The sequence below is a fragment of the Youngiibacter fragilis 232.1 genome, assembly GCF_000495435.3.
GTDB lineage: Bacteria > Bacillota > Clostridia > Clostridiales > Clostridiaceae > Youngiibacter > Youngiibacter fragilis.
On record NZ_AXUN02000172.1, the window covers coordinates 25,643 to 44,998 of the forward strand.

The window sequence follows — 19,356 nt, forward strand, 5'->3', positions numbered from 1 at the left end:
GTAATGGGATATCTTGGTAAGTACTTCAGGAGACATCACAGGATGTTCTTTCTGGCTATTATAATATTGATGCTTGAGACGGCAGCTGACCTGACGCAGCCGTACCTCATGTCGTCATTGGTAGACGGCGGGGTACTGAAGGGTGACCTTCAGCACATATACAGGCAGGGCGGACTCATGCTCGGGCTTACCGCAATAGGTGCTGTATTCGCATTTTCGCGCAACATAATTTCAAATACTGTAGCGACTGAATTCGCTAAGGACCTGAGACGAGACATGTTCGAAAAGATACAGGGCTTTTCAATGGATGAGATGGACAGCTTCAGCAGAGGGTCCCTTGTGACCAGACTTACAAGCGATGTGACACAGATGCAGAATTTTGCCGGCGGGATGATGAGGATATTCGTCAAGGCACCAATGATATTCCTTGGCAGCCTGTTCATGACCTGGAGACTTGACAGCAGGCTTGCCATGGTTGTAACCGCAGTGCTGCCTGTCGTAATAGGACTGATGTACCTTAATGTGAGGATAGGATATCCGCTTTTTCGAAGGATGCAGGCATCCCTCGACAGGGTGAACGACGGAGTGAGGGAATATCTTTCCGGTGTAAGGGTAGTGAAGTCCTATGGGAGCGAGGCGTCTGAAGGAAGGGCATTCGGTGAGGCCGGCGGAAGGCTTGCAAGTGACAGCGAGGCAGCGATGCGCACCATGTCATTCTTCAGTCCCATGATCGCTCTGGTGGTGAACCTTACACTTGCAGCGATACTGTACCTTGGCGGGAGGTTCCACTCAAATGGAGAGATAATGCCAGGGCAGCTGATGGCAATGGTGAACTACATGACACAGCTTCTGTTCAGCATCCACATGATAGGAAACATATTCAATGTGTTTGTCAGGGCAAAGGCATCCCATGAGAGGATAGATGAGGTATTCAGTTCGGCAGGAGGGGAAATGGACGGGGAAAATGAGCTTAAGGGTCAGGTAACGGAGCTTATGTTCGACAAAGTTTCCTTCTCCTATCCGGAAGGTTCAGGAATATGCGCAATTAGGGACATAAGCTTCAAGGTCAGGTCAGGTGAGACGCTTGGGATCATTGGGTCGACCGGATCCGGAAAGACAACGGTGGCAAACCTTATTCTCAGGCTCTATGACACGGAATATGGAGTCATCAGCCTGTCAGGCATGGACTTGAAGTTGATAAGGCTTTCCTCGCTTCGGGGGAAAATAGCTGCAGTTCCTCAGAGACCCGTGCTTTTCAGCGGCACTGTCGGGGAGAACATGCGCTGGGGGAAAGGTGACGCTTCTGATGATGAGATCAGGAAAGCGCTAAGTCTTGCTGATGCCTCGGCGTTCATCGAATCATCAAAGGATGGTCTGGATACCAGAGTCGGAAGAGGCGGCATGACCCTATCCGGTGGACAGAAGCAAAGGATATCCCTCGCGAGGGCACTGATAAGGAGACCTGACATATTGATACTCGATGACTCCTTCAGCAAGGTGGATGCTGTCACAGAATCGAGGATAAGGAAGTCCCTCAAATCTGAAGCAAAGGACATGATAACAGTCCTTATAGCACAGAAGATAACATCAGTCATGGGCTGCGACATGATACTCGTACTTGACAAGGGAATTTCTGTCGGACTCGGTACCCATAAGGAGCTGTTGGCTGAATCCAAGGAGTACAGGGAAATCTACAGGTCCCAGATAGGCGAGGTGGAAGATGGCGAAAGATAAGGGGAAGAACCAGGATTACGGACTTCAGGGGATTAAAGGAGCAGGACCTGGCCACAGGAGGTTCGGAGGTCCTGCAGAGAAGCCAAAGGACATGAAGGGTACGCTATTGAGGCTTTGGGGATACCTTAAGCTTCAGAAGGGACTCTTCATTACAGCATTCATCCTTGTGGCATTTGGAAATCTCGCTAGCCTTTCAGCACCATACCTTATCTACAGGAGCATAGACACGGTCGCTGAAGGCGCTGGCATGGAGAGGCTGAGACTCATCCTTATGGCACTCTCCTCGGTATATCTGGCTGATTCAATGCTGTCGGTTCTGCAGGGTGTCCTGATTGCCAGAGCTTCGCAGAGAGTTGTGCTAGGATTGAGGAAAGCGGTTTTTTCAAAGCTCCTTAAGCTGCCGATGTTCTTCTATGACACGAAAAGCCATGGAGACCTCATGTCGAGGCTGACAAATGATGTTGACAATATTTCCACATCCCTGTCGGGATCTTCGGTACAGTTCATGCATGCGGTCATGACAGTCACCGGTTCCTTCATCCTTATGGTCTCCCTTAGCCCCGTGCTGACACTTGGTGCCCTTATAACGCTGCCTTTGTCGGCCCTTGCCACCAGAGAGGTTGTCAGGCGGACATCCAGGCTTTTCAAGCTGCAGCAGGCGGACCTGGGAGCTTTGAACGGGTACATGGAGGAGAGCATTTCAGGATTTGAGGTGCTCAAGGCATTCGGCAGGGAGGAGGAATCATTGAACGAGTTCACTGCGGTCAATGATAGGCTTAAGAAGGTATCCCTTAAGGCCCAGATAATTTCTGGAGCTCTTATGCCGGCGATGAATGTGATAAGCAACCTTGGATATGCGGTAATCGCAATTCTTGGAGGGATACTTAGCTACAGGGGCATCATTTCTATCGGAGTAATAGCGGGATTTTTGGGATACTCAAGGCAGTTCACGAGACCCATAACTGATATTGCAAGCATCTTCAATACCCTTCAGTCTGCTGTGGCTGGAGCTGAAAGGGTTTTTGAGGTCATGGATGAAGTGGAGGAGACTCCTGATGGCGAAGCTGCAATAAGGCTTGATGAGGCATTCGGGGATGTTGAATTCAGGAATGTAAGCTTCTCATACAGAAAGGGAGAACCTGTAATCAGGGACATAAGCTTCAGATGTGAAAGGGGTATGACTGTTGCCCTGGTAGGGCCAACAGGAGCCGGAAAAACTACGGTCGTGAACCTTATGAACAGGTCCTACGAGGCGGATTCGGGAACCATACTGATCGATGGCTGCAATATAAGTGAGATCAGAAGGAGCGACCTCAGGAAGCTCTTCGGTATGGTGCTTCAGGATACTTACCTCTTCTCAGGTACGATAAGGGAGAATATTGCGTATTCAAGACCTGACGCATCTCTGGAGGATGTAATCGCTTCGGCGAAGACTGCAGACTGCCATGAATTCATAATGAGGCTTCCAAAAGGATATGATACTGACCTGAGGGAGTCTGGATCATCCCTTTCCGAGGGAGAGAGGCAGCTTATTGCTATCGCCAGGGCTGTGCTCTCTGATCCGTCCATAATGATACTTGATGAGGCCACAAGCTCGGTGGACACAAGGACTGAACTGAGGATCCAGGAGGCGATGAAGAGGATAAAGTCAGGCAGGACCAGCTTCATGATAGCACACAGGCTTTCGACGATAAGGGAGGCTGACCTCATTCTGTTCATCGAGGACGGTACGATAGCGGAACAGGGTACCCACCAGGAACTCATGGACAGGAAGGGACGCTATTACAGGATGCACAGCATACAGTATGCGAACATAGGTGAGGACATATGAATAAAAGCTCCGGATCTTAGACGCCGGAGCTTTTTCATATCATCAGTTCAAGCTTTGCAAGAGGTACCCAGCCTCTGGTCTGCTTCTCTGGATTAACGCAGAATGCCCATCCGTTCATCTCGTTCATAGGGATGAGTATGTCACCCTTGCTGCAGTCAAGCTCCTTCGAGGTATAGTCTTCAGTCAGGTAATACTCCTCACCCAGGTCGGCCAGGAGCTGCTTTGGTATCCAGCCTTCTCTTAAAGTCCCTTCGGAAATGCAATATACCCAGTTCTTCCATACGGGGTTCCCGATGAATTCCTCACCCTTGACTACCCTGTCACCCTTCTTAAGGTCAAGGAAGTTGATCTCGTTGGCGATATGTGGAAAGACAACTCTGTATTTCATATCAGATGCCTAAAGTTTCGATGATCTCAGTGATAAGGAGATCCATTTCCTCAGTCTCCAGGTTCTCACTTATCTCATAGTAGGGTGTCGCCATGCAGTTCCTGTCGAAAAGCCTGAAAAGCTCAAGCATGACAGGACTTGTTTCAGGTTCCATCCTCTGGGTTTCATCTCCCCGGTAAGTCAGGACTCCAACGAATTCATGACCCGACTTGACCTTTTCCATGACCTGTTCCACATAGGGTACCAATGTTCTCTTTACATAGACTTCAAAGCTCTCGGGAGCTGTCTCCTTGTCTTCAGAAGACCTATTCACATATAACGAATAGAATTTTTGGACGTCTGGAATCTGCACAATGTCAAGGCCCAGTGCGACCAGGTCAGAAACCAAAGGGAGAGCTCCATTGGAGATCCTCTTGTCCTCAGGAAGCGATGACTGGTTCATTATGCTGTGGGCTACTACAATGATCTTATTTGTCATAATTGCACCTCTTTTGTCGTATAAGTACATTATTGCACGTTGAGGGACAAAACTCAACAAGGCCAGGACTTCGGCAAAATGAGCATAGACCCTTGTCCGGTAGCGCATATGATGATTTTAAAGCTTATTCTGCGTTGCGATGTTTACAAATTGTTAGGACATTGTGAATAATGGTTTTTGCGAAGGTATGCATTTTTGCTGTGTGGTAGAATGGTATCAGGAATACAGGAGGTGCCGTATGGAGAATGGACTTAATGAGGAAATTCTGGACAAGCTGACTAAGGTTTGTCTGTGCAAGGCGATTCCGAGAAAAAGGATAAAGGATGCAATAAGAGCAGGAGCCGACACAGTAGTGAAGGTCAACAAGGAAGTGGGCTCTGGAAGTGGAGGCTGCGGAGGGAGAAGATGCGGACCTAAGATCGCTGCCCTCCTTGAAGGCTACATGAACGGAGAGTGGGTATGATATGGATGTACATGCAGCCATAAACAGCAGGAGAAGCACCAGGAGATTCAAGCCTGACAAGGTCAGCAAGAGTCTCATACTGAAGGTCTTTGACGCAGGGAGGCTGGCTCCCACTGCAAGAAACCTGCAGAGCCTGAAGTTCGTAGCTGTGACTGAGGATGCAGTGAAGGAAAGGCTGAGACCACATCTCAACGGGCAGAACTATGCCCTTGAGGCACCGGCCCTAATGGTAATATGTTCCGTTGACAACTGCAGGGTGATGAAGTGCGGTGAACCTGCCGGGACAATAGATGCAGCCATAGCCCTTTCATTCATGATGCTTAGGGCTGAGGAGCTGGGTCTCTCCACCTGCTGGATGGGGAATTTCGACGCAGATGGGGTAAGGGCTGCACTTGGGGCTCCTGAAACCGTGAAGGTGGTTGCCATATCGCCGCTTGGATACTCAGACGAAAGGCACACTCTGAGGATGAGGAAGAACCTGTCCGAATTCGTGTCCTTCAACGGATACTACACCGAATGAGGGGTTGCTTTATGAAGAAGATTTACAGGATTCTTGCAGGACTCCTTGTCCTGATTCTTATGACTTTCACGGTTTCAGGCTGTGCGAGCGGGACAGGGCAGACAATCGGGACATCTCCATCGAATGTGACTGTCCCATCAGGGACTGAGGAAGCGAAGCTCAGGGAGGACGGCCACTATTATACAAAGGACGATGTGGCGGAGTACATACATACGTTTGGAAAGCTTCCTGAAAACTTCATAACCAAGGACGAGGCAGAGGACCTTGGCTGGGTTGCAGGCAAGGGAAACCTGTGGGAGGTCAGCGACAAGCTGGTCATCGGCGGAGACAGGTTCGGAAACCGTGAAGGACTGCTTCCGAAAGCAACAGGAAGGGTCTGGTATGAATGTGATGTCAACTATGAAGGGGGCTTCAGGGGAGATGACAGGATAGTATTCTCCAATGACGGTCTCATCTATTTCACCAGCGACCACTATGCAAGCTTCAAGAAACTCTACTGACGGGAGGGACAGGGATGAGAAAAGCTATCCTCAATGGAAAAAGGATGATCAGCAGGGAAGTGGCTCATGCTTACCTCAAGAGAAAGCTTGGCTTCCCTGATTACTACGGAAGGAATCTTGATGCGCTCTGGGACCTTCTTGCTACGATACATGAGCCGTTTGAAATAAGGATATACAACAGAGGTTCAGCACTTGAAAAAATGGGTGAGTACGGAGAGAGGCTTCTATCCACTATTGACGAAGCTGCTGACGAAAATCCGAGGATCACGGTAAGATACTGCAATTGACAGCATTATGCGCATGTATTATAATATTAACGATTAAAATGCGTTGAGCAGGAAGAGTAATTTTTCAAAACCGTACAGAGAGTGGCCGTCTGGTGCAAGGCCTCCGGAAAGGGAAATGAAAATCACCTGGGAGCATGCAGGCCGAAAATGAAGTAAGCCAGCACGGGAATCCTCCGTTACAGGACAGGGCATGATGGTGCCTTTTGAAATTAGGTGGTATAGCGAGACCTCGCCCTATTTTGGGTGAGGTCTTTTTTAGATTAAGGAGTTGTGATCAATGTACAAGAAGGTTGACGGATCAAAGACCTTTACAGGTATGGAAAAAGAGGTGAGGGAACTCTGGAAGGAAAAGGACATCATAAACAGGAGCTATGCGCTCAATCCTGATGGTGAGTCCTTCACGTTCTATGACGGACCTCCTACAGCCAATGGAAAGCCCCATGTAGGTCATGTCCTGACCAGGGTTGTCAAGGACCTTATACCAAGGTATAAGTCAATGAAGGGATACCAGGTGTTAAGGAAGGCAGGCTGGGATACCCATGGACTTCCCGTGGAGCTTGAAGTTGAGAAGAAGCTGGGTATATCAGGCAAGCAGGATATTGAGGCCTTTGGAGTTGAAAACTTCATAAAGGAGTGCAAGGAGAGCGTATTCAAGTACGTTGGAATGTGGAAGGAAATGTCTGACATGGTCGGATTCTGGGTCGACATGGACAATCCATACGTTACATTTGACAACAACTATATCGAATCAGAATGGTGGGCCCTTAAGACGATGTGGGAAAATGACCTTCTGTACAAGGGCTTCAAGGTCATGCCATACTGCCCGAGATGCGGAACCGGACTTTCTTCCCATGAAGTCGCGCAGGGGTACAAGGATGTAAGGGACACAACGGCCATAGCGAAGTTCAGGCTGAAGGGCGAGGAGAACAAGTACATACTCGCGTGGACCACTACGCCGTGGACACTGCCTTCAAATGCGGCACTTGCCCTGAACAAGAACTTCACATATGCGGAGGTGAAGGTTGGGGAGGAGATCCTCATACTTGCCAAGGAGCTTATCGGGACAGTTCTCAAGGACCTTGAGCATGAGGTTGTGAGGGAATTCCTTGGTGAGGAGCTCCTTGGAAAGGACTATGAGCAGCTCATACCATTCCACACTCCTGAAAAGAGGGCGTTCTTCGTGATACACGGAGATTTCGTAACACTTTCAGATGGTACCGGAATAGTCCATATAGCACCTGCATACGGCGAGGATGACTACAATGTGGGAATGAGGAACAACATCCCTTTCATCCACCTTGTTGATGCTGAAGGAAAGTTCGTTGATGAAGTCACTCCGTTTGCAGGAATGAACGTAAAGAAGGCTGATTCTGAGATACTCCACTGGCTGGAGCACGAGAACAAGCTGTTCTCAAAGGACAAATACTTACATTCATACCCTCATTGCTGGAGATGCGATACTCCACTCCTTTATTATCCCAAGGACAGCTGGTTTGTAAAGATGAGCTCGCTCAGGGATGAACTCATGGAAAACTCAGACAGCGTCAACTGGTACCCTGACAACATCAGGACCGGAAGAATGGGCAAATTCCTTGAGAATGTAATTGACTGGAGCCTTTCAAGGGACAGGTACTGGGGTACTCCGCTTCCGATATGGGAATGCTCATGCGGACACAGGGAATGCATAGGGGGAATATCTGAGCTCAAGGAAAAGGGCATCGACGTTCCTGAGAACATCGAGCTCCACAAGCCTTATATTGATGAGGTGTTCCTGAAGTGCGAGAAGTGCGGCGGGACCATGAAGAGGACCCACGAAGTCATAGACGCATGGTTTGACAGCGGATCCATGCCTTTCGCACAGTGGCACTATCCGTTTGAGAACAAGGAGATATTCGAGAAGAACTTCCCCGCACAGTTCATATCAGAAGCTGTTGACCAGACCAGGGGATGGTTCTACACGCTCCTTGCGATAAGCACCGCGCTCTTTGGAAAGAGCTCCTTCCAGAACTGCATCGTCCTTGGACATGTGCTGGACAAGAAGGGCATCAAGATGTCGAAGCATAAGGGGAATGTCGTAGAGCCGATGAAGATACTTGAAGAGATCGGAGCGGACGCGACCAGATGGCACTTCCTTACAGCATCAGCCCCATGGCTGCCGGTAAGGTTCTCGGAAGAGGATGTTGCGGAGAGCCAGAGGAAGTTCATATCAACATACTATAACGTATATTCCTTCTATGTCCTTTACGCTGAGCTCGACAACTTCAATCCGCTGGAGTACAGGGAGTTCCAGTCTGAGAACATAATGGACAAGTGGATACTCTCAAAGCTCAACAGCCTTGTGAAGGGTGTCGAGGAGCATATGGATTCCTATGACATCACAGGAGCTGCGCTCCTCATCGAGGATTTTACCGATGAGCTTTCAAACTGGTATGTCAGGAGGAACAGGGCAAGGTTCTGGTCCGACAGGCTTACTGAAGACAAGATAGGGGCATACACGACACTTTATGAGGTGCTTGTTACCCTGACAAAGGTCGCTGCGCCGTTCATACCGTTCCTGACTGAAGAGGTCTATCAGAACCTTGTGAAGGGTCTTGACCAGGGCTCACCTGAATCGGTTCATCTCACAAGCTTCCCGTCATGCATCGAAGCGTGTGTGGACAAGGAGCTCGAGAAGCAGATGGATCTTGCGTACAGCCTTGTGAAGCTTGGCAGGAGCGCAAGAAACGCAGCGAACATAAAGAACAGGCAGCCGCTCAGTTCCATGCTCATTTCAGAGAAGGAGCTTCCGGAATATTATGGTGACATAATAAAGGATGAGCTGAATGTCAAGGAAGTTGTCCTGGGAGCTGACCTTTCAAAGTACGTCAACTATGAGATCAAGCCAAACCTTCCAGTGCTTGGCAAGGCTTTTGGAAAACTCATACCTGGCATCAAGGCTGAGATCGGCAAGATGGACCAGATGACTCTCGCAAGAAGGGTAGACAGGGGAGAAACTGTACTTATAAACGTTTCGGGAACGGAAATCGGTCTTTCAAGCGAAAACCTGCTTGTAACCATGCAGGGACTCGAAGGCTTTGCATTCTCCGGTGAAGGTGAGCTTGGCGTAGTCCTTGACACAAACATCACCGAGGAGCTGAGAGAGGAAGGTAATGTCAGGGAAGTCATATCCAAGATCCAGACCATGAGGAAGGAAAAAGGGTTTGAGGTTGCTGACAAGATAATACTCTTCGTAAGCGGCAATGACCTGATCGAAGGTATAATACGAAAGAACAGCGAACATATCATGAAGGAGACACTCACTCTGGACATAAGGTTCGGTGAGGAGGAGGGTTCCCAGGAGGCGAACATCAATGGCGAAAAGCTGATGATGGGAGCAAAGGTCGCTGCAAAGTAAGTGGATTTAGGCCGCGGGATTTACCTGCGGCCTGACTTTTTACATTTGCCCGCCGGATACATGTAAATATTTCAGAAAATCTTCGGATTTTCATACTTTTTTATTGAAACAGGGAACAATTTTGCAGATAATGTATTATAATAAAAATGATAAGGTTTACTCTAAAACATTGAAAAGAAATGATTGGCTATTGTTCGTGATTTTATGAAAATGAATGAAAATGATAGCCTGAAATAATAGGAACACAAGGCAATCTGTAGTATAATATCAAGATATGGTTTAGAAGGCTTATTAATCGAATATAGGGGAGTGAATTATAATGGCAGCTTCAATCAAAGATGTTGCTAAGTTGGCGGGGGTTTCAATCGCAACCGTATCAAGGGTTTTGAACAATGTTGACGTGGTGAATGATGATACCAAGAAGAAGGTGCAGGATGCGATCCAGGCACTGAATTACAGGCCAAACATAGTGGCAAGGAGTCTTAAGACTCAAAAGACCAAGACAATTGGAATACTGATTCCCGACATATCGAATCAGTTCTATCCTGAGGTAGTAAGAGGTGCGGAGGATGTAGCCAACATATATGACTACAACATAATACTCTGCAATTCAGATACTGACCTTGACAAGGAAAAGGAATATATCAAGGTCCTCAAGGAAAAGATGGTGGACGGAATGCTCTACATGAGTTCACAGCTTGACCCTGAAATACTTGACCTTATAGACGAGCTTGAGCTTAAGACAGTGCTTGTGGAGACAAAGGCACCTGGCAAGAAGCATCCAAGCGTAACCATCGACAACAGGAAGGCCGCATACGATGCGACCAAATACCTGATCGACAAGGGCAACAAGAGGATCGCCTACATAGGAATGAAGAAGGACAGGAAGAACGCCGTGGCCAAGAGATACGAAGGCTATGAGAAGGCTCTCAAGGACAATGGCATAGAGCTTGATCCGGACCTCCTGTATTATGGAGACACCAAGGCTCCTGCAGGCTACAAGGGTATAAACGTCATACTTGAGAACGGCAGCATAGATGCGGTCTTCTGCGCATCTGACGAAATCGCAATGGGCGCAATAAACGCACTAAGGGACAAGGGCATCAAGTGTCCTGAAGAAGTGGACGTAATAGGCTTCAACGATATTTATGAGGCTTCGATCTTCTATCCGAAGATAACGACCGTAGCACAGCCTATGTATGACATGGGATCGGTCGGAATGAGGATGCTGATAAAGATCATAAACAACAAGCCTCTTGATGAGGAGCAGTATGAACTCCAGTATCATCTGGTTGAGAGGGATTCTGTAAAGTAGGACACCAAAAGGGACGAAGCCTAAGGCTTAGTCCTTTTTTATCTTAATTTATAATATTATAGTGATATGGATGATGGTTTGACAGGCTGGGTAAGCTTGAAAGGGGAGACAAGATGGGAGATGCCATAGGGATCGAGCTTCTGGCAGGAAGCTATGGAGTAGCAAGGCTTGAAGGCGGAAGCAGGTTTCCGGAATGGGCAGCAGGTGAATTCATAACAATTTCAGCTGCTCATGATGAGCTGTCAGTGACCTGCCCTGAAGTTTCCATACCGGAAGGGATAAGGTGTGAAAGGGGATGGAGGGTCCTGAAGCTCATAGGACCGCTTGACTTTGCCCTTGTCGGGATACTTGCAGAGATCAGCGGAATCCTTGCAGAGAAGAAGATAAGCATTTTTGCCATATCCACCTTCGATACGGACTATATACTGGTAAAGGATGATAAGGTATCCGAGGCAGTCGGGGCATTGGCGGATAATGGCTTCAAGGTATATGAGAGAACGACATGATGCTGATATCTGCAACAAATAAATACAGGATTACCAAGTTTTAATGGATCAAGGGAGATAAGCATGACAACAGACATCACATTCAGATTCGCATCACCTTCAGATACTGACCTCATACTGGAATTCATAATGGAGCTCGCAGAATACGAAAACCTTGCTTCTGAGGTAGTCGCGACTCCTGAAATTTTGAAGGAGTGGCTGTTCGTAAAGGAAAAGGCGGAGGTAATAATCGGTGAATTTGAGGGTATCCCTGCCGGCTTTGCCCTATTCTTCAATAACTTCTCGACCTTTCTAGGAAGAGCTGGCATCTACCTGGAGGACCTCTATATCCGCAAGGAATACCGAGGAAGGGGACTTGGCAAGGCTTTCATGAGAAAGCTTGCTGGAATTGCAGTTGAAAGGGGCTGTGGCCGTTTCGAATGGTCATGCCTTGACTGGAACAGGAAAAGCATCGATTTCTATCTGTCGCTTGGTGCGAGACCGATGTCAGACTGGACAATGTACAGGCTGGAAGGGGATACTCTGGTTGCACTTGCTGAAAATTACTATAGGAGGAATAACATGGCTTACAGGTACGATATGGAGGAACTATACAGGATGACTGTGGAAACGCTGGAGAGGCGAGGGGTAAGGCTTGCTGATATTGCAGAAATAGTAATGGTCCTTCAGAAGAAGTATCATGAGGACCTTACCATCGAAATCTGTCTAGAGAACATAAGGCAGGTGCTAAGGAAAAGGGAGATCATCCATGCGATCCTTACGGGTGTGGCTCTGGACGAGATAGCTGAACTGAAGGGTCTTCCTGAGCCTTTGCAGAGCATAGTGGAGAGCGATGAGCCTCTTTATGGCATAGATGAGATAATTCCACTTTCGATAGTCAATGTGTATGGAACCATAGGCCTCACAAACTATGGCTATCTGGATAAGGAAAAGATAGGGATAATCAAGGAGCTTGACATGATGAAGCATCATAACAAGGTGCATACATTCCTTGATGACCTTGTTGCGGCAATAGCTGCAGCTGCAGCCAGCAGGATAGCCCATTCGGACAGAAAGTGACAGGTAAGGGAATGTATTTCTGGTCTATAGTGATAATAGTGGTTTCGAACATCCTCTATAATGTTTCACTGAAGCTAACGCCTGAGAATGCAAGTCCGTTCACGGCGCTCCTTGCGACTTATGCGGCAGCCGCTATAGCTGTAGTAATAGCGTCAATCTTTGACAAGTCAGGAAAGGGACTTGTCAGTGGTATGAAGGACCTGAACTGGACAAGCCTGGTACTCGGACTGTCCATCGCAGGTCTTGAATTCGGATACCTCATGGCGTTCAGGTCAGGATGGAATATAAGCACCGGATCTCTTGTCGCAAACATACTTCTTGCGATAACGATAATCCCGATCGGTATAATATTCTTCAGGGAGGACTTCAGTCTTGTTAAGGCAGCAGGAGCTGTGCTATGCATATTTGGACTGGTGCTCATCAATTGGTAGATGGTAATCTATTTTCCAGGGCCCTGAAATAACGAGAAACAAGAATTTCAAACTGATATCTTTCCAGACTGGCATGCAGTCTGGATTTTTCATTGCTAATAGCTAAGATTGTGCCGATATTACGGGTCCGCAAATGCGATCACCTGATTCTTGGAATAGGGTGATTAGTACCATGGCGATTGAAAATTAGAACGTGTTTGATAAAATTATGAAAATATGATAAAATACTGTTTTGTAGATAATAAAGTGAATGGTATTTTTAGCATATCAAGGAGAGTGAAATTATGACTGACAGGCAAACCCTTATGAGGGAGGAAAAGATGTACAAGCTTTTCCTGAGATTTTCCATACCTGCCATAGCCGGGATGCTTGTCCAATCCCTATATAACATAGTGGACAGAATATTCATTGGCAATATTCCAATCGAGGGAGGCCTTGCCATCTCAGGAATTGGAGTAGTGCTTCCGGTTACCTTCATACTGATGGCATTTGCTATGCTGTTCGGGATAGGGTCTGGAGCCAACATTTCAATCAAGCTCGGACAGAAGAAGCATGATGATGCCGAGAGGATACTCGGAACAGGCTTGTTCATGCTTGTCGCAGCCGGCATATTCATGAGCGCAGTAGGACTCATATTCCTAGATGACATAGTCAACCTATACGGCGCAAATGACTCAATCAGACCTTATGCCATGGATTACCTTAGGATCATACTCTACGGAACAACCTTCAACACCATAGCCTTCGGTCTCAACAACATTATAAGGGCTGAAGGAAATCCGAAGGTCGCCATGTTCACGATGCTCATTGGAGCAATAGGAAACACGATCCTTGATCCAATATTCATCTATGGTTTCAAGATGGGGGTAGTCGGAGCGGCATGGGCGACAATAATAGCCCAGTTCATGAGCTTCATATGGACGATCAGCTATTTCCTGAGAAGGAAAGGGCTTCTCACCCTCAGGAAAAAGTATATTGTATTCCATTGGGAAATAGTACTTAAGATAATGTCAATCGGGGCATCTCCGTTTTCAATGCAGGTTGCAGGAAGCCTCATAGGAATAATCATAAACAACAGCCTGATGACTTATGGGTCGGCAAAGGCAATAGGAGCTTATGCTGCCATAAATTCGATTGTGGTTCTGTTCCTCATGTCAGTTTTCGGTATGAACCAGGGCCTGCAGCCGATAATCGGATTTAACTATGGTGCAAAGAATTTCCACAGGGTCAAGGAAGCGGTAAATGTAGGTGTATTCGCGGCAACCTGTGTGTCAACCCTCGGTTATGTGCTGGTTCAGCTGTACCCTGAAGTATTCATAAACTTCATCACCCAGGATCCTGAGATCAGGGAAATCGGAGTGGTTGGAATAAAGCGGTTCTTCATGGCATTCCCAGTCATCGGAATCCAGATCATAAGCGCAAACTTCTTCCAGGCTATAGGAAAGGCCCAGAAGTCATTCATCCTTTCCATGCTCAGGCAGGTATTCCTGCTTATCCCGCTGCTGCTCATACTCCCTGGATATTTTGGAATGGGTCTGATGGGGATTTGGACGGCTATGCCCGTTGCTGATACCTTAGCTACCATAATTACAGTTCTCTTCATCAGATATGAGTTCAAGCTGCTTTCGCAGAAGGAAACTGAGAAACTGGATGAGGAGAGGGAAAGGATTAATCATGTCATCGAGGAGATTGAAGCTGCCAAGGAGCACGTTTCAGTCTAGGATTGCAGTGTTTAATACTATATGGAATGAAAAAAACCGGCGCCAGCCGGTTTTTTGAATTATGCAGATAAGATCATGTTCCAGACAAGGCCAATTTGATTCAGCATTGAATTAAGGTCTATGTATCCGTTCTGGTCAAGATAACGGATGACCAGGAATATTATAAAAAGTGTTATTATCAGCTTGATTGCAGATTTGATGAATTTAAGGGCAATTATCACTGCCACCACTGCAAGTATTACTATCAGAAAATCCATGATACACCCCCTGTCCTATGGAGACATTATAGCATTGAACCCTTTAGCGTTGCATAAATATTGTTTATAATTTGTTTAAGGGCATAATGCTATCATGGAATGAATACAAGACCCAATCTTAACCGGAGGTGTAATGATGAGGCTTCTTATCATCGAGGACGACATGACCTTGGCAAACAGCATAGGGGATTATCTCAGGGAGGACTTCGACGTCGACTTCGCTTACGATGGTGAAGAAGGACTTTATGAGGCTGAAAAGGACATCTACGATATCATACTTCTTGATATAATGATGCCTGAGATGGATGGATACGAGGTGCTGGATACATTAAGGAAAGAAGGTATCAGTACACCTGTGATATTCATGACTGCAAAGGACAGCGTGGACGACAAGATAAAGGGGCTGAGACTTGGTGCTGATGACTATGTCGTAAAGCCTTTCTTCAGGGAGGAGCTTCTTGCAAGGATTGAAGCTGTACTGAGGAGAAGCGGGAGATGGACTGACATAGCGTCTATCAAGTACAAGGACCTTACGCTCGAAAGGAAGACGAAAAGGGTGTTCCTGCGTGAGAAGGAAATATTCCTTCAGGGAAAGCAATATGACCTTCTTGAGTACCTGCTGTCAAACAAGGATACGATACTTACGAAAGAGCAGATATTCGACAGGATATGGGGCTTTGATTCGGAGACCATGGTAAGCGTGGTAGAGGTCTATATCTCGAACCTCAGAAAGACGCTCAAGAACTACGGATATACATTGCCGATCAAGACCGTAAGGGGTCTTGGATACATGTTCTCCCTGGAGGAAGCCAATGAAGAAGAGAAAGCATAAGCTGCTTCTTGGATATGCGATAATATTCATGTTCATAATAGTGGGCTTTTCAGGCAGCATACTGGCATATGTATCAAGGACCCATCTTGAGAAGGTCGACACAGACCTGATGCTTCTCAAGACCTCGATCCAGAAGGCCTCGGGACGGGTGCTTGAGATCGATACCCCCTTCAATCCAAAGATGCTTGTGGTCCTACGGGACGGAAATGGAAACCTTGATGACAGGATGCCGGTGCCTGACTGGTATTTGCAGAATGTTCTGCATCTGACACCAGAATCTAAGGATTCGCTGGAGACTGTCTCGGCTGGCAATTTCATGTACAGGACTATCAAATTCGACGCGATTTACAGGGGACAGATGTATTCTGTCCAGATTCTATACAATATAGATTCTGACATAGATGCAATGTATAACCTCAGGAGGATCCTTGTCAACGGCAGCGTTGTGATACTGTTCTTCTCACTCTTCATAAGCAATTTCCTCGCAGACATCGCAGTGAAGCCTCTGGAGGAAGCTCTTGAAAGGCAGAGGGAATTCCTGGAGAACGCATCACATGAGCTCAGGACTCCAATATCCATAATACAGAGCAGGCTTGAAGGGCTGCTGAGGGACCCTGAGAAGAAGATAATCGACAAGTATGAGTACATCGAGCCTGCAATCAGGGAGACCAGGAGGATGGGCAAGATGGTATCCAACCTGATGGTCCTGACCAGGGCAGATGCCGGAGAAGCATTGGGGGAGGTTGAGCGGTTCAACCTGACTGTCCTCGGGGAGGAGATCTCTGAAATATACAGGGAGTTCGCCTCGATACAGGAAAAGCCATTCAGGTACGTGTCAGGCGGGGATGTGTTCATCACCGCAAACAGGGAGAAGCTTCACCAGCTGCTCATAATACTACTTGATAATGCGCTTAAGTATACAGGGACAGGGGAAGCCCTTGAGCTTGTCATTGAAAGCCAGAAGGACAAGGCTATTATAAAGGTTGCGGATGAAGGTATAGGAATCAAGGAGGAGAACCTGGAGAACGTGTTCCTGAGGTTCTTCAGGGAAGACAAGGCAAGGGCCAGGACAACAGGCGGCACTGGACTTGGATTATCAATCGCCAGGTGGATCACCGAATGTCACGGGGGCACTATAAAGGCATACAGGAACAAGACAAAAGGAACCGTCATTGAAGTGGTGCTCCCCAGGGAGAATCACCAGAGACCAAAGAAGGAAATAGCCAGGGTATAAGAAAAGCAGCTATCCAGATTTATCAACCTGGGTCGCTGCTTTGGATTTTATAGCATGTCTTCAAGGGCTTCCCGGTCAAGGATTGTAATGCCTCTCTGACCTTCAAGCCTTATTATACCTGAATCCTGCAATGTAGTTAGCCTTCTTGACAGCGTTTCCTGGGACGTGCCGATAAGGTTTGACAGGATTCCCTTGCTGTATCTCAGGGTGATTTCGTTAGAGCCAGTCCTGTCTGATTCGTCGAGGATGTACTTTGCAAGTCTCTGTCCTGCATCATATAAGCCTATGGATTCCACAAGGTCCAGGGCTTCCAGGTTCTTCTTCGCATATTTCTCAAGGAACTTCAGACCCATTTCAGGATGAAGAAGGATAAGTGCCTTGAGGTCATCACCACGTATCATGCAGAGTGCGGTGTTCCTCATCGCCTCAGCATAGTTCTTCAACGTCTCGTTGCCGAAAAGGGAATGCTCGCCGAGGAAGTCTCCCTCCTTCAGAATATGGAGGATCTGTTCCTTGCCGGCAGATGAGAACTTGGAGATCTTCACTTCGCCATGGTTTATGATATAGAGATTGCTGCCATCTTCCCCCGGAGAAAATATGACTTCGCCCTTTCTGTAGAACTTATGGATGCTCTTTGAAAGGACCATGCTTTTTTCTTCAGGTGAAAGAAAATCGAATATGGAGATCCTGTCCACACAGGTTCCGCCCTTGTCGCCGCAGACACGGCATGTCTTGCTTCCTTCGAGTAACATGGATCCTAACCTCCTTTTCTAAGAAAAAAATCAGGATGACTCCTGATTCATAGACTAGATTATACCTTCATCCTTAAGAAGCTGTTCCAGGTTAACCACTTTGTCGAAGAGGCTCTTGAACTTCTCCCTTATAAGGTCTTCCATTGGGTCTTCCTTCAGGCTCTCTTCCATACCTTCCACTTCGTTGAGCGCTTCCTCGATATCCTTGTTTATGGCATCAATCAATTCCTGTTTCATAGCTACTCCTTAATTAAGTTCTTCTTTTGAAGTCTGTGATTCCGGATCGGCCTGGCTGACGAACGGGGCCCTGAAGAGGAACTCCCTCTCATTGCCGCAGTTCTCGCAGACACAGGTTGTGACATTGCTGGCGTGACCATTGTTGAAGGTCAGCCCAACTGATTCTGTTATGTATTCTCCGCCGCATATTTCGCAGGGGGTGTTGTTTATTATGATATATTCGCTCTCGACGAATTTCATTACTTCATTAAGTATCAAATTGTTTCCTCCCGGGAATTGAATTTCTTATACATGTTATCACTAAGGACTTTCATTTGCAATAAGGGAATTCGGGGCAAAAAGGGCAAAGCAATAAATAATTAGGCTGTTAAGTGGAGAAAAATAACCACTTGTCATATAATGAAGATAGTATCTTTATCAAGGCGGAGCAAATGATGGAAGAAAAGACATTCAGTTCTTTCGAGGTCATCAGTGAAAATGTAATAATCAAGAGGATAGACAAGTCTCTTCTGTCTTACGGGGAGATAAGGATACCCAACTATCTGAGGGATTTCTTCTATTTCCATGAAATGGAGAAGCACGACAGGTGGGATATAAGGATATCTTACAACCAGGATGATTATTACGGCGTCCTTTACCTGGACGACTATAAGAAGCTAAGAGGCAAGCTCAGGTGGGGGAAGGACCTTACCCGTGAGCTTGGCAACGCTGCGGCCAAATATATATTCGACAGGTACGATGGAACCCATGGTGAAGAGTCTGTGCCGCTGCTGAGGCTGAAGAAGCTTTCAAGGACGGAATTCATAGCTGAAGTGCTGTTCCCGCAGGAAATAATGGCCTGCAGGAAGCGGGGTCCTTTTGAGAGACCGGATGAAAGGTTCGAGAACGACCCTGAGACAAGGCTTGAGGTGCTCAAGGTGCATGGCCTGGATTGCTGGATCTGCGGATTCAACTATGAAAGCTCATACGGGGAGCTGGGAAAAGGTTTGATACAGGTGCATTACAAGGGAAAAGACGCGGAATCGGAGATTAGCCTGACTGATGACTTCATACCACTATGCGGCAACTGCCATGCGATGGTCCACATGATGGAGGATTCAGGAGCTGGTATCAAGGAGCTCAGGGATTACGTGAGGTTCAGGCAGGAGATAAGGAAAACAAAGAAATAAGACTGGCGGCGAAAGCCGCCATTTGCATTCCAAACTTTACCTGAACAAGTCAGAAAATTCACAATTTTCAGGTTGACTAACCTTGAGCCTGGTAATATCATTTTAGTAAGATATGAATAAGTGAGGATTATGATACAAGGCGAGTTGTACCGTAACCACATGGAATGCGAGTTTCCGAAAAATCGGGAGAATTGCGCATTACGTCCATGGGGTGCGGCAGGCGCCTTTTTTTGTGTCCAATTTAAGGC

20 protein-coding genes, 2 pseudogenes and 1 other annotated feature are annotated in these 19,356 nt (G+C 47.1%); of the genes and pseudogenes, 16 read left to right on the top strand and 6 right to left on the bottom strand.

Annotated elements, in window-relative coordinates; genetic code table 11:
- Positions 1 to 3 precede the first annotated feature (3 nt).
- Both T472_RS09100 and T472_RS09105 read left to right on the top strand, forming a co-directional pair.
- Entirely contained in the window at positions 4 to 1,734 is a 1,731-nt protein-coding gene (locus T472_RS09100) for an ABC transporter ATP-binding protein (RefSeq protein WP_023387638.1), read from the top strand.
- Positions 1,721 to 3,565 carry an ABC transporter ATP-binding protein gene (locus tag T472_RS09105; protein ID WP_023387637.1) on the top strand — a complete coding sequence of 615 codons (1,845 nt, stop codon included), beginning with the start codon at positions 1,721 to 1,723 and terminating at the stop codon, positions 3,563 to 3,565. The genes T472_RS09100 and T472_RS09105 overlap by 14 nt, the downstream gene beginning before the upstream one ends.
- 34 nt (positions 3,566 to 3,599) lie before the next feature.
- Here the strand turns inward: T472_RS09105 and T472_RS09110 are convergent, their stop codons facing one another.
- Both T472_RS09110 and T472_RS09115 read right to left on the bottom strand, forming a co-directional pair.
- Complete coding sequence (locus T472_RS09110; RefSeq protein WP_023387636.1) at positions 3,600 to 3,953, bottom strand: SH3 domain-containing protein; 354 nt, start codon at positions 3,951 to 3,953, stop codon at positions 3,600 to 3,602.
- A gap of 1 nt (position 3,954) precedes the next feature.
- Positions 3,955 to 4,431 carry a hypothetical protein gene (locus tag T472_RS09115; RefSeq protein ID WP_023387635.1) on the bottom strand — a complete coding sequence of 159 codons (477 nt, stop codon included), beginning with the start codon at positions 4,429 to 4,431 and terminating at the stop codon, positions 3,955 to 3,957.
- A gap of 238 nt (positions 4,432 to 4,669) precedes the next feature.
- Between T472_RS09115 and T472_RS09120 the strand changes: the two genes are divergently transcribed.
- From T472_RS09120 to T472_RS09170, 11 genes and pseudogenes are all read left to right on the top strand, one after another.
- Positions 4,670 to 4,894 (top strand): (2Fe-2S)-binding protein, encoded by a 225-nt coding sequence (locus T472_RS09120; protein ID WP_023387634.1) that lies wholly within the window; start codon positions 4,670 to 4,672, stop codon positions 4,892 to 4,894.
- Between the two features lies 1 nt (position 4,895).
- Positions 4,896 to 5,414, top strand: a complete 519-nt coding sequence (locus tag T472_RS09125; protein ID WP_023387633.1) for a nitroreductase family protein — start codon at positions 4,896 to 4,898, stop codon at positions 5,412 to 5,414.
- Between the two features lie 11 nt (positions 5,415 to 5,425).
- Positions 5,426 to 5,914: a ribonuclease domain-containing protein gene (locus T472_RS09130; RefSeq protein ID WP_023387632.1), complete on the top strand. Its 489-nt coding sequence runs from the start codon at positions 5,426 to 5,428 to the stop codon at positions 5,912 to 5,914.
- 14 nt (positions 5,915 to 5,928) lie between these two features.
- Positions 5,929 to 6,201, top strand: coding sequence for a barstar family protein (locus tag T472_RS09135; protein WP_023387631.1), 273 nt, complete (start codon positions 5,929 to 5,931; stop codon positions 6,199 to 6,201).
- A 34-nt stretch (positions 6,202 to 6,235) separates the two neighbouring features.
- Positions 6,236 to 6,441: a binding site (T-box leader), on the top strand.
- Positions 6,442 to 6,478: 37 nt separating this feature from the next.
- The gene (gene ileS / locus T472_RS09140; protein WP_023387630.1) at positions 6,479 to 9,595 is read left to right on the top strand and encodes an isoleucine--tRNA ligase; all 3,117 of its coding nucleotides are present in this window, start codon (positions 6,479 to 6,481) and stop codon (positions 9,593 to 9,595) included.
- A gap of 319 nt (positions 9,596 to 9,914) precedes the next feature.
- A complete protein-coding gene (locus T472_RS09145) occupies positions 9,915 to 10,910 on the top strand; it encodes a LacI family DNA-binding transcriptional regulator (protein WP_023387629.1) in 996 nt (331 codons plus the stop codon).
- A 113-nt stretch (positions 10,911 to 11,023) separates the two neighbouring features.
- Positions 11,024 to 11,416 carry an ACT domain-containing protein gene (locus T472_RS09150; RefSeq protein WP_023387628.1) on the top strand — a complete coding sequence of 131 codons (393 nt, stop codon included), beginning with the start codon at positions 11,024 to 11,026 and terminating at the stop codon, positions 11,414 to 11,416.
- A gap of 63 nt (positions 11,417 to 11,479) precedes the next feature.
- Positions 11,480 to 11,956 (top strand): annotated as a pseudogene (locus T472_RS09155) (GNAT family N-acetyltransferase); the annotation flags it as partial.
- A 108-nt stretch (positions 11,957 to 12,064) separates the two neighbouring features.
- Positions 12,065 to 12,475 (top strand): annotated as a pseudogene (locus T472_RS09160) (phosphatidylglycerophosphatase A family protein); the annotation flags it as partial.
- A gap of 11 nt (positions 12,476 to 12,486) precedes the next feature.
- Positions 12,487 to 12,906 (top strand): membrane protein, encoded by a 420-nt coding sequence (locus tag T472_RS09165; RefSeq protein ID WP_023387627.1) that lies wholly within the window; start codon positions 12,487 to 12,489, stop codon positions 12,904 to 12,906.
- A 284-nt stretch (positions 12,907 to 13,190) separates the two neighbouring features.
- Positions 13,191 to 14,627: an MATE family efflux transporter gene (locus T472_RS09170; protein WP_023387626.1), complete on the top strand. Its 1,437-nt coding sequence runs from the start codon at positions 13,191 to 13,193 to the stop codon at positions 14,625 to 14,627.
- Between the two features lie 59 nt (positions 14,628 to 14,686).
- Here T472_RS09170 and T472_RS09175 read toward each other — a convergent pair whose 3' ends face one another.
- Complete coding sequence (locus tag T472_RS09175) at positions 14,687 to 14,884, bottom strand: hypothetical protein (protein ID WP_023387625.1); 198 nt, start codon at positions 14,882 to 14,884, stop codon at positions 14,687 to 14,689.
- A gap of 136 nt (positions 14,885 to 15,020) precedes the next feature.
- Between T472_RS09175 and T472_RS09180 the strand changes: the two genes are divergently transcribed.
- Both T472_RS09180 and T472_RS09185 read left to right on the top strand, forming a co-directional pair.
- A complete protein-coding gene (locus T472_RS09180; protein ID WP_023387624.1) occupies positions 15,021 to 15,716 on the top strand; it encodes a response regulator transcription factor in 696 nt (231 codons plus the stop codon).
- Positions 15,697 to 16,950, top strand: a complete 1,254-nt coding sequence (locus T472_RS09185; protein ID WP_023387623.1) for a sensor histidine kinase — start codon at positions 15,697 to 15,699, stop codon at positions 16,948 to 16,950. The genes T472_RS09180 and T472_RS09185 overlap by 20 nt, the downstream gene beginning before the upstream one ends.
- 47 nt (positions 16,951 to 16,997) lie before the next feature.
- Here T472_RS09185 and T472_RS09190 read toward each other — a convergent pair whose 3' ends face one another.
- Genes T472_RS09190 through T472_RS09200 form a run of 3 tightly spaced genes read right to left on the bottom strand, consistent with a single transcriptional unit; the run spans position 16,998 to position 18,197 of the window.
- Positions 16,998 to 17,702, bottom strand: coding sequence for a Crp/Fnr family transcriptional regulator (locus T472_RS09190; RefSeq protein WP_023387622.1), 705 nt, complete (start codon positions 17,700 to 17,702; stop codon positions 16,998 to 17,000).
- 54 nt (positions 17,703 to 17,756) lie between these two features.
- Positions 17,757 to 17,939, bottom strand: coding sequence for a hypothetical protein (locus T472_RS09195; protein ID WP_023387621.1), 183 nt, complete (start codon positions 17,937 to 17,939; stop codon positions 17,757 to 17,759).
- A 9-nt stretch (positions 17,940 to 17,948) separates the two neighbouring features.
- Positions 17,949 to 18,197 carry a hypothetical protein gene (locus T472_RS09200; RefSeq protein WP_023387620.1) on the bottom strand — a complete coding sequence of 83 codons (249 nt, stop codon included), beginning with the start codon at positions 18,195 to 18,197 and terminating at the stop codon, positions 17,949 to 17,951.
- Between the two features lie 176 nt (positions 18,198 to 18,373).
- Between T472_RS09200 and T472_RS09205 the strand changes: the two genes are divergently transcribed.
- Positions 18,374 to 19,108 (top strand): HNH endonuclease, encoded by a 735-nt coding sequence (locus T472_RS09205; protein ID WP_152975153.1) that lies wholly within the window; start codon positions 18,374 to 18,376, stop codon positions 19,106 to 19,108.
- Positions 19,109 to 19,356: the final 248 nt, after the last annotated feature.